This is a genomic window from Streptomyces sp. NPDC058457, assembly GCF_042720695.1.
GTDB lineage: Bacteria > Actinomycetota > Actinomycetes > Streptomycetales > Streptomycetaceae > Streptomyces.
The window spans coordinates 43,910-59,050 of record NZ_JBHXLU010000035.1 but is presented as its reverse complement, the minus strand read 5'-3'; the positions used below and the strand labels follow the sequence as shown (position 1 = coordinate 59,050).

The 15,141-nt window shown below is 70.7% G+C and carries 13 protein-coding genes and 1 pseudogene; 2 read left to right on the top strand and 12 right to left on the bottom strand.

Translation table 11 applies throughout. The features are described from left to right. Positions 1-38 precede the first annotated feature (38 nt). The 7 genes from ACFWPS_RS26225 to ACFWPS_RS26195 all read right to left on the bottom strand — a co-directional run bounded on the left by ACFWPS_RS26225 (position 39) and on the right by ACFWPS_RS26195 (position 7,834). Positions 39-1,466, bottom strand: a complete 1,428-nt coding sequence (locus ACFWPS_RS26225) for an MFS transporter (RefSeq protein ID WP_383708614.1) — start codon at positions 1,464-1,466, stop codon at positions 39-41. Between the two features lie 137 nt (positions 1,467-1,603). Next, positions 1,604-2,569: a HesA/MoeB/ThiF family protein gene (locus ACFWPS_RS26220; RefSeq protein WP_383708613.1), complete on the bottom strand. Its 966-nt coding sequence runs from the start codon at positions 2,567-2,569 to the stop codon at positions 1,604-1,606. Then, positions 2,566-3,555, bottom strand: coding sequence for a hypothetical protein (locus tag ACFWPS_RS26215; protein WP_383708612.1), 990 nt, complete (start codon positions 3,553-3,555; stop codon positions 2,566-2,568). The genes ACFWPS_RS26220 and ACFWPS_RS26215 overlap by 4 nt, the downstream gene beginning before the upstream one ends. Next, positions 3,552-4,781, bottom strand: a complete 1,230-nt coding sequence (locus ACFWPS_RS26210) for an acyl-CoA dehydrogenase family protein (protein WP_383708611.1) — start codon at positions 4,779-4,781, stop codon at positions 3,552-3,554. The genes ACFWPS_RS26215 and ACFWPS_RS26210 overlap by 4 nt, the downstream gene beginning before the upstream one ends. 59 nt (positions 4,782-4,840) lie before the next feature. Next, on the bottom strand, positions 4,841-5,233 hold the full coding sequence (locus ACFWPS_RS26205) for an SCP2 sterol-binding domain-containing protein (protein WP_383708610.1): 393 nt from the start codon (positions 5,231-5,233) through the stop codon (positions 4,841-4,843). A gap of 261 nt (positions 5,234-5,494) precedes the next feature. Then, positions 5,495-7,015 (bottom strand): glycerol kinase GlpK, encoded by a 1,521-nt coding sequence (gene glpK, locus ACFWPS_RS26200; protein ID WP_383708609.1) that lies wholly within the window; start codon positions 7,013-7,015, stop codon positions 5,495-5,497. A gap of 51 nt (positions 7,016-7,066) precedes the next feature. After that, a complete protein-coding gene (locus tag ACFWPS_RS26195) occupies positions 7,067-7,834 on the bottom strand; it encodes an IclR family transcriptional regulator (protein ID WP_383708608.1) in 768 nt (255 codons plus the stop codon). A gap of 199 nt (positions 7,835-8,033) precedes the next feature. On the opposite strand from ACFWPS_RS26195, the gene ACFWPS_RS26190 reads away from it, so the two are divergent. Further along, complete coding sequence (locus tag ACFWPS_RS26190) at positions 8,034-8,459, top strand: ATP-binding protein (RefSeq protein WP_383708607.1); 426 nt, start codon at positions 8,034-8,036, stop codon at positions 8,457-8,459. 249 nt (positions 8,460-8,708) lie between these two features. On the opposite strand, the pseudogene ACFWPS_RS26185 reads toward ACFWPS_RS26190, so the two are convergent. From ACFWPS_RS26185 to ACFWPS_RS26165, 5 genes and pseudogenes are all read right to left on the bottom strand, one after another. Next, positions 8,709-9,875 (bottom strand): annotated as a pseudogene (locus ACFWPS_RS26185) (PP2C family protein-serine/threonine phosphatase); the annotation flags it as partial. A gap of 97 nt (positions 9,876-9,972) precedes the next feature. Continuing rightward, entirely contained in the window at positions 9,973-10,731 is a 759-nt protein-coding gene (locus ACFWPS_RS26180) for an IclR family transcriptional regulator (RefSeq protein WP_383708606.1), read from the bottom strand. Between the two features lie 47 nt (positions 10,732-10,778). Beyond that, positions 10,779-11,384: a TetR-like C-terminal domain-containing protein gene (locus tag ACFWPS_RS26175; RefSeq protein WP_383708605.1), complete on the bottom strand. Its 606-nt coding sequence runs from the start codon at positions 11,382-11,384 to the stop codon at positions 10,779-10,781. Between the two features lie 169 nt (positions 11,385-11,553). Beyond that, positions 11,554-12,132 (bottom strand): cysteine hydrolase family protein, encoded by a 579-nt coding sequence (locus ACFWPS_RS26170; protein WP_383708604.1) that lies wholly within the window; start codon positions 12,130-12,132, stop codon positions 11,554-11,556. Beyond that, positions 12,129-13,634 carry a purine-cytosine permease family protein gene (locus ACFWPS_RS26165; protein ID WP_383708603.1) on the bottom strand — a complete coding sequence of 502 codons (1,506 nt, stop codon included), beginning with the start codon at positions 13,632-13,634 and terminating at the stop codon, positions 12,129-12,131. The genes ACFWPS_RS26170 and ACFWPS_RS26165 overlap by 4 nt, the downstream gene beginning before the upstream one ends. 435 nt (positions 13,635-14,069) lie before the next feature. Between ACFWPS_RS26165 and ACFWPS_RS26160 the strand changes: the two genes are divergently transcribed. Beyond that, the gene (locus ACFWPS_RS26160) at positions 14,070-15,101 is read left to right on the top strand and encodes a hypothetical protein (RefSeq protein ID WP_383708602.1); all 1,032 of its coding nucleotides are present in this window, start codon (positions 14,070-14,072) and stop codon (positions 15,099-15,101) included. Positions 15,102-15,141: the final 40 nt, after the last annotated feature.

The window sequence follows — 15,141 nt, the reverse complement described above, 5'->3', positions numbered from 1 at the left end:
GTGCCCTCCAGCCGGACATGCCGGTGGCGGGCCTGTCGTCACACCAGGTCTCCCACGCACCCCGGCACGGCCGGTTCGGGGCCGGCGGAGCGGCCGTCGCGGGGGTGCCGTGGTACCAGCAGGACCGCCAGTGCCCCGCAGGCGATCAGGGCCACGCCGGTCCACACCGCCGGAACCATGCCGTCCGTGAACCGGTCCGCCGTCGTCAGGTCGCCGTGCGCGGAGAACACCGAGGCGAGCACCGCGATGCCGAGCACACCGCCGAGTTCGCGCAGCGCGCTGATCGCCCCGGAGGCCATGCCCCGCTCCCCCGCGTCGACCGCGCTCATCACCATGTTCGCGGTGGGCGAGAAGTAGAAGGTCATTCCCAGGCCGCACAGGATCAGTGCGGGAATCAGCGACGGGTAGGGGACCCCGGGCGAGACACGGGCGGCGATCCACCCCAGTCCGAGGGCCTGGAAGGCCAGGCCGAGCGCGACGATGGTCCGGCCGCCGACGCGGTCGGAGACCAGGCCCACCAACGGGGCCACGAAAATGGGCACCGCGGTCCACGGGAGGATCCGCAGACCCGCCTCCAGGGGCGTGTAGCCGCGCGGCCCCTGGAGGAACTGGGTGAGCAGGAAGACCGACCCGAACATGCCGGCGAACATCAGCAGCCCGGCGACGTTCATCGCACTGAACGTCCGGTGGCGGAACAACTTCAGCGGGAACATGGGATGTTCGGCACGCTGCTCCCAGCGGACGAAGGCGGTCAGGAGGGCCGCACCGCCCGCCAGCGACAGCAGGACGCGCGCGCTGGTCCAGTGGTCCGCGTGACCGTTGATGATGCCGAAGACGATCCCGAAGAGGCCGGTACTGGCCAGCACCGTGCCGACCAGGTCCAGGCGGGGGCTGGGGCCGTGGCTCTCGGCGAGCTTCCACCGGGCGACCGGCAGCACCACCGCGCCGATCGGCACGTTGATCCAGAAGATCCACTGCCAGCTCAGGTGCTCCACCACCGCGCCGCCGAGGAGCGGGCCCATGGCGATCGCGACGCCCTCCACGGCGCTCATCGCGCCCAGCAGGGCACCGCGTCGCCGTACGGGCGCCGCGTCCGTGAGGATCGTCAGGTTCAGCGGCATCAACAGCGCGGCGCCCAGGCCCTGCACGGCGCGCGCGGCGATCAGGGCGCCGATGCCGGGGGCCAGCGCGGCTGCGGCCGACGCGGTGACGAAGACGCCCATTCCGATGCCGAACATCCGCCGCCGGCCGAACCTGTCCCCGAGGGCCGCACCGGTCAGCATCAGCACCGAATAGGTGAGGGTGTAGGCGTTGACGGTCCACTCCAGTTGCTGGATGCTCCCGCCGAGGTCCCCGCGGATCGACGGCAGGGCCGTGATGACGACGAGGTTGTCGAGCGACACCATGGCCACGCCCAGGCCACAGCAGAGGAACGTCCACAGCACGTTCCGTTGCCGAACACTCATGTCCACCTCCGTGGTCGGAATGGCTGCGCGGGCGCGGGCGGCATGGCCCGCCCCGCCTGCGTCATGCGGCCGCGCGTTCTCACCCGGTTCGTCGCCGGTGGCCGCGCGGCCGGGAGTCGGAGCTTCGGTGCCGGGGGTCAGGACGCGTCGCGGTCCACCGCGGCCGGCGGGGTCCGGTCCGCACCGGCACGACGGGCCAGCCGCAGGAGTTCCGGCAGCAGTGCCCCCAGTTCCACCGGCCGGCGCGCCCGGGTACGCCACTGCTCCCCCAGCGGCCTGGTCTTCTGGTGCACATCGAGACGGACCTCGGGCCGCACCCGCTGCCCGGCCAGCAGCCGTACCACCATGTGGGAGCTGATCACGCCGAACGCCATCGCCGTGTAGGCGACCTGCGGAAAGCTGTAGTCGGTCCGGGCGTGGTTGGCGCGGATCTCGGCCAGCATGTCGGTCGGCACGTGCCGCAACGGCACGGCCCGGCGCAGCAGTTCCCACATGTCGTAACGGTCCGTGTGGTGCGGGCCGATGGCCCCCGCGAACGGCTCGCGGATGTGGCGGTAGTCGTAGCAGCGGACGTACTGGGTGCCTGCCATGTCCCAGCCGGTGATCAGGGGCAGCCGGCGCCGCACGGCGTGGCGGTGCAGCAGGAGCTTGGCCCGCCACCCCTCGGGGGTCGTGACGTCCACCCCGTCGATGATCACCTGGCAGGAGGCCGTCAGCTTCTCGACGGTCCCCGGGGTGACCCCTTCGGTGAAGACCTCCACCGAGGCATGGGGGTTGATCGCCCTTACCCGGTCCCCGGCCAGTGAGGCCTTGTTCCGGTCGAGGTCGGCGACGGTCGCCGACTGCCGGTTGAGATTGTTGAGTTCGTACGTCCCCGGGTCGGCGAGGACGAACTTCTGCAGGCCGAGCCGTGTCAGTGGTTCGACGGCGGCACCTCCGATCGACCCGCAGCCGGCCACCAGGACGGTGGCCGTGCGCAGCGCCCACTGGTCGGCCCCGGGCACCACTCCGGCGTTGCGGGCGGTCAGTTCGGCGTAGAACCCGGCTTTCGCCGCGGGTCCTCCGGCCGTCTCGGACTTCGGCTCCCTGTCGCCTTTCGTCACCTGCGAACCCCTCCTCGTGCGGGATCGGGACGCTGTCCCGTACGCCTCCTGCGTGCGGCCAGCGTGGTGATCACGGCCTGCCACGAGGCCAGGTCGCTCGTTCCGTCGAGGTAGGAGCGGACCACGTCGCGGTACCAGGTCATGTCCGCGGGCACCGGGGCGACGAACGGCTTGGCCACGACCGTCTGCCGGTAGATCGGCGCCATGGGATCCGATTCGGCGAGGTACGGCGACGTGCCCTCGACGACGTGCAGGTCGAAGCCGACCAACCGCAGATGGCGCAGGGCGACGTGCTCCTTGGCGTCGCCCAGCACGACGCGCACGTCGTCGCCCAGTTCGAGCAGCGCCTCGCCGATGCCGAGCATGAGGTGCCAGGGGACGCGGGTGTGCTGCTCGTCCCGTGGCATCGTCTGGTCCCGCAGGAACCGTTTGAACTCGAAGGCCTGGTGGGTGCCCAGGCCGGGCCGTGCGTACCGGCCCAGCAGGTCGATGCCGTGCGCCGCCTCCGTCGGGAACGGGGTACGGCACGCGGAGTCCAGCGGCAGGCTCTCGGTGTCGGCCGAGCAGGCCAGCCCCACATAGCCGCGGATCTTTCCGGAGCGGGCGCACAGGGTGACGGTGTGGATGTTCTCCACGGGCGAGTGCGGCAGTGGTTCGTGGAACGCGGCGGTGCGGTGGACCGCGGCGGCGGAGATCCAGTCCAGCCGGAGGTACTGGGCGAGGCGGAACCCCAGCATGCCCTTGAGGTAGCGGGAGGGGAACTGGCTGTCGCGGCCCGTGACGGTGACCAGCGCGCCGTGCGGGTCCTCGACGAGGGAGAGCGGGGCGCCCCTGAACTCCGTGGGCAGCCGCCGGTAGCTGAGCCGGTCGTGGAGCCTGATGATGTCCCGGGCGTAGCGCCGGGCGCGGGGGTCCCCGTTGCCGGCGGGCTCCGGGGTGAAGGTGCCGCGTAAGGCGGGGCCGGCGGCTCGGCCGGCGGCGCTCACCACTCGTCCTTCTCGGCGTAGAGGCTGTCGGTGATGGCGAGTGCCAGGACCTCGGGGGTGCCCTCGTAGATCCGGGTGCCCAGCGCGTCCCGCATCATCTTCTCCACGCCGTACGAGCGCAGATAGCCGCGCGCGCCGAGCAGGGAGAGGGCCGTCTCCGCCACGTCGATCGCGGTCCGGTCCGCGAACAGCTTGGCCGCGGCCGGTTCGTAGACCGGCGGCGGCAGCTCGTTGTCGACCTTGTCCGCCGCACGCAGGTACAGCATGCGGGCGGCGTCGACCTTGGCGGCCATGCCGGCCAGCTTCGCCGCCGTGAACTGCTGGTCCTTGAGGTGACGGCCGCCCTGGACCCGTTCACCGCACCAGGCGATCGCCTGTTCCAGGGCGCTGCGCGCCACCCCCGTGGAGATGCCGGCCACCGCGGCGCGCGCCATGTTGCTCTGCGCCATGTTGATGGCCATGCCCTCGCCCTCCGCGCCGATCATGTACTCGGCGGGCACCCGGACGTCGTGGAACTCCAGCTCGCTGCCCAGGCAGGCGCGGTATCCCATCTTGTCCGCGACGGGCCCGCGGACCACACCGGGAAGGTCGAGGGGGACGATGAAGGAGGTGAGCCCGGTCGCCCCCGGGCTGCCCGCCATGTTGGCGAACACGGAGGCGAACGCGGCGACCTTCGCGTTGGTGATGAACCGCTTGCGGCCCGTCAGCACGTAGCCGTCGCCGTCCCTGCGGGCGGTGGTGACGTTGCGCGCGTGCTCGGCCTGGCCGGGGATGATGAGGTCGCAGCCCGCGTCCTCCTCGGTGACGGCGTTGCAGGCGAGGACCGGTTCGTCGCCGGAGAACAGGGGCAGGAAGCGGGCCTGCAGGCGCGGATCACCGGAGAGCAGGATCGGCGCCTGGCCGAGCAGGGTGGCCCCGAAGATCAGTGCGGTGCCCGGGCAGGCCGCGGCGACCTCCTCCAGCGCGGTGGCGACGCCCAGCATCCCCACCCCCAGGCCGCCGTACTCCTTGGGAATCGCCGCGCGGGTGAGACCGATCCGGTGGCCCTGGCCGACGAGGTCCCAGTCGAAATGCGCCGCAGGTTTCTGGTCGAGTTCCTGGACGCGGGGTTTCACGACGTTCCGGGCGAATTCCTGCGCGGCCTCCCTGAACTGCTCGACGCCGTTCGGCAGGACGTCGAAGTTCAGCGCGGCCTCGGACACGGATTCGGAGAGAGCGGTGTTCACGTGAGGTGTCACTCCTTGTGCGTGGGTGCGGTGTTCGGGACGGGCCGCCCGGCAGCGGTTCACGCGGCGATGCCGGCGGCGGCCGCGATCTCGGGGTACCGGTCGAACGCGGGGCGCAGCATCGGCACCAGTTCCAGCACCTTGGCGACCTTGCCGCGGATCCGGAGCCGGCCGGTGGCGATGGCGACGGGCACCATGAGCTGCCCCATCCACAGCGCGTGGGCGGTGTCGCAGGACATCCGGAGGGTGATCGCCGCCGGACCCGCCTGCTCCTCGCCGATGCGGACGCCCTGCGGTGCCACGAAGATCTCGCAGTCGGGCTTCGTGTGGACGAGCCGGACGGACAGACCCTCCTGCCGGGCCCGCGCCACGAAATCGTCGTCCTCCAGCAATGCGGCGAACAAACCGCTGAAGACCTTCACGGCCATTTCACTGGACGGAAATACTGACATGTTCCCCCTTCGCCCTTCGCGCGCTTCTTCTGCACGAAAGCGCCCACGAAAGAACGTTAAGGGCCGTCACGACCGGCTTCCACCGTGCCAACATAAGGCCGAAGGGAAGCGGACAGAACACGGAAAGGAGACGCGATAACCGGGCGGCGAAAAACAGATAGTGGAAAGGAAATTCGCCCCAGGGCCCTCCGCGGGTTTCCGTACGCACCAGCCGCAACACGCCGCGTTTCCCGACCCGGCGGCCCCCGCCGAAGTCGGTGCTCAGGGAGAGCCGGGCCGTCTTATCCAGCCCAGCGACCGTTCTACGGCCCGCTGCCAGTTGTCGTACTCCGCCTCCCGGTGGCCGGGGTCCATTCCCGGCAGCCATCGGGCGGCCGGATGCCAGTTGCGGCGCAGGACCTCGAGGTCCGGCCAGTAGCCCGCGGCGAGCCCGGCGGCGTACCCGGCCCCCAGGGAGACCGTCTCGGAGACCATGGGCCGTACGACGGGCACGTCGAGCACGTCGGCGACGAACTGCATGAGCAGGTTGTCCGCCGTCATGCCGCCGTCCACCTTCAGCTCCTTCAGCGGCACCGAGGAGTCGGCGTTCATGGCGTCGACGACCTCACGCGTCTGCCAGCCCGTGGCCTCCAGGACGGCCCGGGCCAGGTGCCCGCTGGTGATGTAGGAGGTGAGGCCGACGATGACGCCGCGTGCGTCGCTGCGCCAGCGGGGGGCGAACAGGCCGGAGAAGGCGGGGACGATGTAGCAGCCGCCGTTGTCCTCGACGGTCCGCGCGAGTGTCTCGATCTCCGGCGCGCTGTTGATCAGTCCCAGGCGGTCGCGGAACCACTGGACCAGTGCGCCGGTGACGGCTATCGACCCTTCCAGGGCGTAGACGGGTGCCCGGTCCCCGATCTTGTAGGCGACCGTGGTGAGCAGTCCGTGCCGGGACCGGATGACATCGGTACCGGTGTTGAGCAGCAGAAAGCTGCCAGTTCCGTAGGTGCACTTGGCTTCGCCCGGGGAGAAGCAGGTCTGGCCGAAGAGCGCCGCCTGCTGGTCGCCGAGTGCGGCGGTGATGGGCACGCCGGGAAGCAGCGCGACGGCCTCGCCGTAGGTCTCCGCGTTGGACCGGATCTGGGGCAGCATCGGGCGGGGGACGCCGAAGAACGCCAGGAGTTCCTCGTCCCAGGCGAGCGTGTGGATGTTCATCAGCATGGTGCGGCTGGCGTTGGTGGCGTCGGTGATGTGCAGTCCGCCGTCGGCACCGCCGGTGAGGTTCCAGATCAGCCAGCTCTCCATCGTGCCGAACAGCACCTCCCCGTCCTTCGCGCGCTGTTCCAGGCCCTTGACGTGGTCGAACAGCCAGCGGAGCCGCAGTGCCGAGAAGTAGGTGGAGGGCGGCAGCCCGCACCGGTCGAGGAAGAACTCCTCTCCGGGCCGTTCCCTGAGCTCCTCGACCAGCGGCGCCGTGCGCGTGTCCTGCCAGACGAGCGCCCGGCCCAGCGGGGTGCCCGTACGGCGGTCCCAGAGCACGGTCGTCTCCCGCTGGTTGGCCAGGCCGATGGCGGCGACCTGTGCCGCGTCGACGGCCGTACCGGATCCGGACAGGGCCTCGGACACCACACGTCGCAGGTTCTGCCAGATCTCGACGGCGTCGTGCTCGACCCAGCCGGGCCTGGGGAAGTGCTGCTGGTGCTCGCGCTGCGCGACGGACACCAGCCGGCCGCCCCGGTCGAACAGGATGCATCGTGTGGAATTGGTGCCCTGATCGATGGACATCACATACCGTTCCACCATGATCGGGTCCGCCTTCCGATGGGTCGCGGAGGGGGCGCGGGGCCAGGGGGTTCACCAGCGGGCGGCGCCCAGGTCTCTGGAGATCGCCCGGGCGGCCTCCCGGATCAGCGTGATCAGGGTGGGCCGGGGGTGGCCCTGACTGTCACAGACCCGCTCTACCGGGCCGGACAGCCCGATGGCACCGACGACCAGACCGCCGTGCCCGCGGATCGGCACCGCGAGCCCGGCCTCGCCCATGCTCATTTCCTGTATCTCGGCGGCCCAGCCCACCTCCCGGACCTCCGCGAGCGCCCGGGTGAGCTGCTCCTGGGTGACCAGGGTGTGCCTGGTGTACGCCTCGAGGCCCGAATCCAGGGCGGACTCGAAGGGCGCGGTCCCGTATGCCAGCAGCACCTTGCCCAGCGAGGAGGCGTGCAGCGGCAGCAGCGCGCCCACGTCCAGGGTCTGGAGCGTGTCGTCCGGCCGGAACACGTGGTGGACGACCAGGACCATGCCTTCCAGCGGGGTGCCCAGGCGCACCGCCTCCCCGCTGCGGGCGGCCAGGGCGTCGGCCCAGTTGATGGACCGGGACCGCAGCTCGTTGACGTCGAGATAACTCGTGCCCAGATGCAGCAGGGCGGCTCCGAGCTGGTACTTGCCGGTCGCCGCGTCCTGCTCCACGAAATCCACGTGCTGAAGCGTGCGCAGAATGCCGTGGGCGGTGCCCTTGGCCAGCCCGAGGGAGGCCGCCACCTCTCCGAGCCCGAGTCGGCGGGGCCCACCGGCCAGCAGGCGCAGAATCGCGGCCGCCCGTTCGATGGACTGGACCGGACCGGTCATGAATCGAGCCTATTACCGTCTCGGAAGGTCTGCCGTACGTGCGGCAGGGCGCCGCGGTGCCGGCATCGGAGGCCCCGTTCGGTAATGCCGACCGACGTTCATTGACCGACCGGGCGCGGCTCCTTAGCGTGCTAGCAGGCCCGGCACCGTGCCGAGGCTCGTGATGCGGGGCCCGTGGCCCTCACCCTGGAGACACGAGATGCCGGTACAGCTCAACACGCGGGTGCGGGGGGCAAGCGAATACGTCTTCCCGATGCCGCCCGTCGCCGGTGCCGTACCGGACGTACGTCGACGGGCGGCCGCGGTCCTGGCCGCCTGGAAGGTGTCCCCGGACGTCGTCGAGGACGCGCTGCTGGTGGTGTCCGAACTGCTCACCAACGCGATCGTGCATGCCCTGCCCCCGGCGGTGCTGCGGCTTTCGTGGATGCGGGACGCCGGACTCGGCACCCTGCGCATCGAGGTCACCGACGCGGGTCCCGCGCGTACGGCGGGACAGCCGCCCGCGGGGATCGACCCGGACGAGCACGGCCGGGGCGAGGGGATCGTCCACGCGCTGGCGACCCGGTACGGCATCCACATGCGTCCCGGCGCTGTCACCCGGTGGGCGGATCTCGTCGCGGTGTGAGCGGACGGGAGCCCGTGTGGCTTCCCCTTCCCGTCAGCGACCGGGTCCCGAGGAGAACGCGGCGTCCGTCCGCTGGGCCGACCAGCGCCTGCCACCGTCCGCGCCGACGGCGGCGGAGCAGCTGCGCGACACCACGGAGACGGTCCCGCGGCCGTCATGTCCTTCCGGCCCAGGTCCCGATTCCGGTCCCGATGTCGACTCCGATTCCGGTCCACGTCCCGATGCAGATTCCGGGACGGCCGGTCCCCGCGCCTCCGATGCGGACGGCTCCGGTTCGCCCACGGCCTGCATCTGGAGCAGGAGCAGCGCCGCGTCGTCGTGCAGCCGGCCGCCCACGTGTGCCAGCAGTTCGTCATGGACCGCGGAGAGGATGTGCTCCGGCTCGTCGGACAGATGACGGGCCACCCTTTCGGCCAGCGGGTAGAACTCGCGGGCGCGGTCACGGGCCTCGATGACCCCGTCGGTGTAGAGCAGCAGCTGATCACCGTCGGAGAAGGGCAGGATCTCCAGGCAGGGGGGCTCGCCGACCAGGGCGCGCAGGCCGAGGGGCGGAGCCGGACGGGTGGCCTCGACCGCGACGACGCCTCCTGACGCGGGTATGAGCAGGGGCGAGGCGTGTCCGCAGTTGACCATCTCGAGCTGCCCTGCACGGGGGTGTCCGACGACCACCGCGGTGACGAAGTCGTCGGACCCGAGGTTACGGGCGAGGCTCCGCTCGATCCTGCCGACGACGGCGAGGAGATCGGGCTCGTCATAGGCGGCCTCGCGGAAGACACCGAGGACGAGCGCGGCGATCTCCACGGCCGGCAGCCCCTTGCCGCGTACGTCGCCGACGATCAGCCGCACCCCGTGCGGGGTGGGTACCAGTGCGTAGAGGTCACCGCCGATGCGGGCCTCCGCCGCCGCGGCGCTGTAGCGGACCGCGACCCGGAACGGGCCGACGGTCTCCGGGATGGGCTTGAGAACCGCGTGCTGGGCGGCCTCCGCCACCGAGCGGACGGCGGCGAGCACCCGTTCCCGGCGACCGCGCAGGGCGCTGGCCAGGGCGCTCGCCAGGGTGACGGCGAGCAGTGCCGAGAGCACGGCCGCCAGTTCACGCCCCGGACCCGCCTCGCCGACCCCCAGGGTCGCGCCCAGCACCGCGGCGAGGAGTCCCACGAACAGGACGCCCCGGGGACCGTTGGTGCTCGCGGCCAGCGCCGGCCCGGCCGCCAGCAACGGCAGCCAGAACATCCCGGAGCCGGCGAAGACGTCGGCGAGCGCGATGCCGGAGACGATCAGAACCGGCACCACGGGCATTCCCGCGGCCAGCTGTGAGGCGGCACGCCTGGGGACCGGCGCGCCGAAACCGGTCACCGGTTTCCGGAGCGGCCGCAACGGCCAGTGGTTGCCATCATGGTCTCGCGCCTGCCTCATGTCTCTTCCGCAATCCTCACCCGTACGAGCCTTAAGCCCGACTTATCCGTTTCATCCAGGAAAGGGGTTCGGCCAACAAGCCACAAGGAGCGGGATTTCAGATAGTGAGCGACAGGCCCCTGGTCACGCGGTCCGCGACCGGGATCAGCCGGGCCCTGACCTCCGGGAGCCGGGAGAGCCGTTCCGCGGGGAGGGAGACGCCGAGCGAGCCGAGGACGTCGCCGCGGTAGATGGGCACGGCGACACACACCGTACCGAGTGAGTACTCCTCGAGATCCGTGACGGCCGGTGCCATGGGGGAGGCGTCGAGGTTCCGGAGCAGCTCCGGGAGACTGGTGATGGTCCGCGGCGTCAGGTCGGCGAGATCGTGCCGGGAGAGGTAGTCGCGGCGGGACTCCTCGTCCAGCTCGCGCAGTACGGACTTGCCCAGCGCGGTGGCGTGCCCCGCGTCCTCGAATCCCACCCAGAGGTCGACCCGGGGCGCGCGAGGCCCGTCGACGATCTCGGCGACGCTGATCTCGCCCTCCTCGTAGAACGTGAGGTAGGTGGCGGTGACCAGCTCGTCACGGAGCGCGGCGAGCGTCGGCCGGACCCGGCTGAGCAGCGCCTGGGTGTGACCCGTGGTGTGCAGCGTCTGCAGCTTCTCACCGAGGACGAAGCCGCCGTCGGCCAGCTTCCGCAGGTACCCGTCGTGGACCATCGTCCGCAGCAGGTGATAGGCGGTGGCCAGGGGCAGCCCCGTCTCACGTGCCAGCTGCTTCGCGGGCGCGCCGTTCTCGTGCGCGCTCACCGCTTCCAGCAGCCGGAAGGCACGCTGCACGGACATGATGAGCGTGGGGCTCTCATGAACGCTCATGCCACCAGCGTGCGCCCGCCGCCCGGTACGGGCAAGACGCGGGGTTCTCACGGCCGCACCGGCTCAGGCGTCCTCGCGGCCGCTCTCGTCGCTCCGCCGTCCCGGTGTGTCGGTGTGTCGGTGACCAGGCGGACGAGGTGTTCCGCGAGGTCGGCGTCGAGGGGGGAGCCGGTCATGAGCCGCCGGTAGAGGATGGTGCCGGCCCAGATGTCCTGGACCAGGTCGGTGTCGAGGTCGTCGGGCAGATCGCCCCGCCCGACGGCGCGGCGCAGCGCGACGGCGATGTTCTCCCGCTTGCGGAACAGGAAGGCTTCGCGGAACCGGCTCATGAGTTCGGGGTGGGGAAGCAGACCGGCGGCGAGCGCGGGCAGCGAGGCGGCGATGTCCTCGTTCGCGTAGTTGTCGATGGTCATGTCGACGGCGTAGCGGAGCTCGGCGTGGGTGTCGCCCAGGTCGGGGATGTCGTCGGCGCGAAAGACCTCGGCGAGCGCGTCGGCCACGAGCGCCTCCTTGTTGGGCCACCAGCGGTAGATGGTGGACTTGCCGACGCCCGCGGCCGCCGCGACGGCTTCGATGGTCAGCGCCGGCCAGTGCGACGTGAGCCCGGCCGCACGGGTCGTCCGAGCCCCTTCCGGTGCGTGTGGCGACCACACAGACCTGGCTGAGCTACGCCGACGCGCCGGGCAGGTGGAGCGGCTGCAACCGAGCCCCCGGCCGGGGCATCTTCCCGGGCAACTGCTCACCACCCGCAGGCCGGGTCCCTGCGCGGATATCCGTGGCGGACGGCTTCGCCGATGCCCTGGTGCTCGAGTCGGATTCCTGTCATTGCGTACCGCCTGTGAGGAGTTGGCCGGCGTCCAGTACCTCGATCAGCGGTGCGTACAGTTTCATCACCTCGAGCGCCCGAAGGTGCGTGGTGTCGTCCACGCCCGCGCAGGCGTCGGCCACGACGGTGACGTGGACTCCGGTGTCCGCGGCGGCCAGTGCGGTCGAGAGCACGCAGCAGTCCGTGCTGACGCCGGCCAGCACCAGCCTGCCGCCGGGGCCGACCTGCTCGGCCAACTCGGGCGTCCACTTTCCGAACGTGGTGGCGTCGAGCAGCCGCGCCGGCTCCTGCCGGCCTCGGGTGAATGCGTCGGTCAGCTCCCACAGGCGCGCGGACGGCGGCTGGAGGGCGAAGGACCACTGGTCGTAGTAGGGGTGCCACGCGCCGGTCGGCTCGGCCGGGGCTGTGAACCGGGTGAACACCACCCGGTCCCCGAAGGCCGGCAGAAGCCGGAGCACTCCGGCAGCGGCATCCGCGTAACGGGGAACGGCCCACGGGCTGTCCGGCTCGGCGAAGACCCGCTGCATGTCGATGACCGCGAGCAGACTGTCGGAGACGCCCACTGAACCGGTCATGCCTCGACCACCTCCACGTCGCCTTCCGGGGCCGGCTCGGAGTACGGCTGTCGTTCCTGGGCGCGGATGCGGTTGCCGGAGAGGATCAGCGTGGCGGCGAACGCGAGCACGAGCGCCGCGAGCACGCCGAGGTTGGCGTAGGCCCAGGCGCCGGTCCTGCCGCCGAGCCCGAAGGGCTTGAGCAGGTAGCCCTGCCAGCCGAGCCAGCCCGCGGCGGTGTTGGTCACCAAGCCCCAACCGAGCACGGTCCCGGCGAGGGTGACCACGAGCGGGGCCACCCGGACATCGCCGTAACGGCCCCGGGGACGGAACAGGTCGTGCTCGTCGTATCCGCGGCGGCGCAGCGCGAGGTCGGCGAGGATCACGCCGCACCACGCGGCGATCGGCACGCCGAGCGTCGTGAGGAAGCCCTCGAACTGTCCGATGAAACTGCTGCTGAAGAACACGATGTAGATCGCGCCCCCCGTCATCAGCACGCCGTCGATCCCCGCGGCCGCATAACGCGGGACCCGCACGCCCACCGCCAGCAGCGACAGCCCGGAGGAGTAGATGTCCAGCACGGCGCCGCCGACCATGCCCAGGACGGCCACCACCGCGAACGGCACCAGGAACCAGGTCGGCAGGATCGTGGTCAACGCGCCGACCGGGTCGATCGCGATGGCCGAGCTCAGCGAGCTCGACGAGCCCGCGAGGAGCAGCCCGAACAGCAGCAGGACTATCGGCGCCAGAGACGCCCCGAACGTGGTCCAGCCCATGATGGAGCGGTTGGAGGCGCTGCGCGGCAGGTAGCGGGAGTAGTCCGCGGCGGCGTTGACCCAGCCGAGCCCGAACCCGGTCATCATGAACACCGCGGCCCCGATGAACTCCTGGACCGAACCCGAGTGGACGGCACTGACCGTGTGCCAGTGGATATGACCGACCACCAGCGCCATGTAGACGACCGTCAGCACTCCGGTCACCACCGTGATCACCGTCTGCAGGCGCATGATCATGTCGAAGCCCAGCACTCCGCCGGCCACGGTGAGCGCCCCGACCACCATCAGCGCCGCGACCTTGACGCCGGTCCCGCCGCCCCAGCCGAGCCGCCCGAAGACCGTCGCCGTGGCCGTCGTGGCCACGGCGATGAGCACCGTCTCCCAGCCGACGTTGAGGGTCCACGAGATCAACGAGGGAACCCGGTTGCCACGCACCCCGTAGGCCGCCCGGCTGAGCACCATCGTCGGCGCGGAACCCTTCTTGCCGCCGACCGCGACGAACCCGCACAGCACGAACGAGGACACGATCCCCACCACGCCGGCGATCAAGGCCTGCCAGAAGGAGATCCCGAACCCGAGGGCGAAGGATCCGTAGCTCAGCCCGAGAAGTCCCGCATTCGCCCCGAACCAGGGCCAGAACAGCGAGCGCGGCGAACCCTTGCGCTCGCTCTCGCCGATTACGTCGAGGCCGTGCGACTCCACCGCGAACGGCCGACTGTCAAGTCTTTCAGCCGGGGTATCCACCATGTTGACCTATCTGCTCAGGCGTGGTGAGGGAGGAAGGGAAGGGGCACCCCCCTGCTCGGACATGTCCGAAGATCCACCGGATTCAATTAGTCCGAGTGCGGATAACTAAGCACGAGCACCCCTGCCGCACAAGACCTCGCACGGCGAAAGCTCACCGCCCGACCCAGCATGGCACCGACGATGTGTCCAGGATGTTAAAAAAATCCGAGCGACAAGGCTGCTGCGCCAGGCGCCAGGCACACCCAAGTTGACCGAAAAGATCGATCAAGACTCTTGACTCGATCAGTTAGTTAGTGCTCGGATTAATTAGGTGAATGGCGCTCCGCTGCTCCGCCGTAACGGTGCCGCGCCCGCCCGCACAGCTGGGTCCGCGCCTCCACATGTTCAGGTCGTTCGCCACCGACACGCGCCCCTCCCCGCCTCCTGGAGCGAGACATGCTCGACCTCAGTTCCGTCGATCTGCTCGATGCGTTCACCCGCGAGCTGAAGCTGTGCAAGCTCAAGCCCGACGAACACGTCGTGATCCTGTCCGAGCCGACCAGCCGCGGCGACTACGTGGCGGCCGCCTTCGGCGCGGCCAAGGCGAGCGGTGCGCACGTCATCGCCGCCACCGTGCCCGGCGGCAATCCGTCCCCCGCGGACAGCACGCGCACCGGCGCGGGGCCCGGTCTGGCCGCCGTGCTCAACGACACCGCGGCCCAGGAACTGCTCAAGTCGGCCGACCTGGTCGTGGACCTCACCCGGGAGGGATTCATCCACGCCCCGTTGCAGCAGGAGATCCTGCGGACCGGCACCCGCATCCTGTTCGTCTGCGACGCCCCGGACGTCCTCATCCGCAACCTGCCCAAGGAGCAGGACAAGGCGGAGGTCCTCAGGGGCGTCGCGTTGCTGGAGCGCGCGTCCGTGATGCGGGTGACCTCCGCGGCCGGCACCGACCTGACCGTCGAACTGCCTGGCTCCAAGCCGGAGTTCCAGGTGGGCTTCGCCGACGACCCGGGCCGCTGGGACCACTGGCCGAGCACCATGGTGTTGTGCTGGCCGCGGATGTCCGACGGCCGGATCGTGCTGGCAGAGGGCGACATCCTGCTGCCGTTCAAGGAGTACGTGCGTCAGCCGGTCACCCTGGAGATCGCCGGCGGGCACATCGAGAAGGTCTCCGGGGGCGCCGAGGCCCGGCTGCTTGACACCTTCTTCGACGACGCGCACGACGAATGGGCGCGCAGCCTGTCGCACATGGGCTGGGGCCTGATGCGGACGGCCGACTGGTTCGCCACCGCGCTGTACGGCAAGGACGAGCTGATGGGCATGGACGCGCGGGCCTTCGCCGGGAACTTCCTGTGGTCCACCGGCCCGCACCCCGTGCTCGGCCGCGAGTCCTACGCGCACCTCGACATCGCCATGCGCGGCTGCACCGTCCGCGTCGACAGCCAGGACGTCGTCACCGCCGGCCGCCTCGTCGACTTCTGACACCGCCTGCCGCGCCCGCGCCCGTACCCGCAACCGGAGA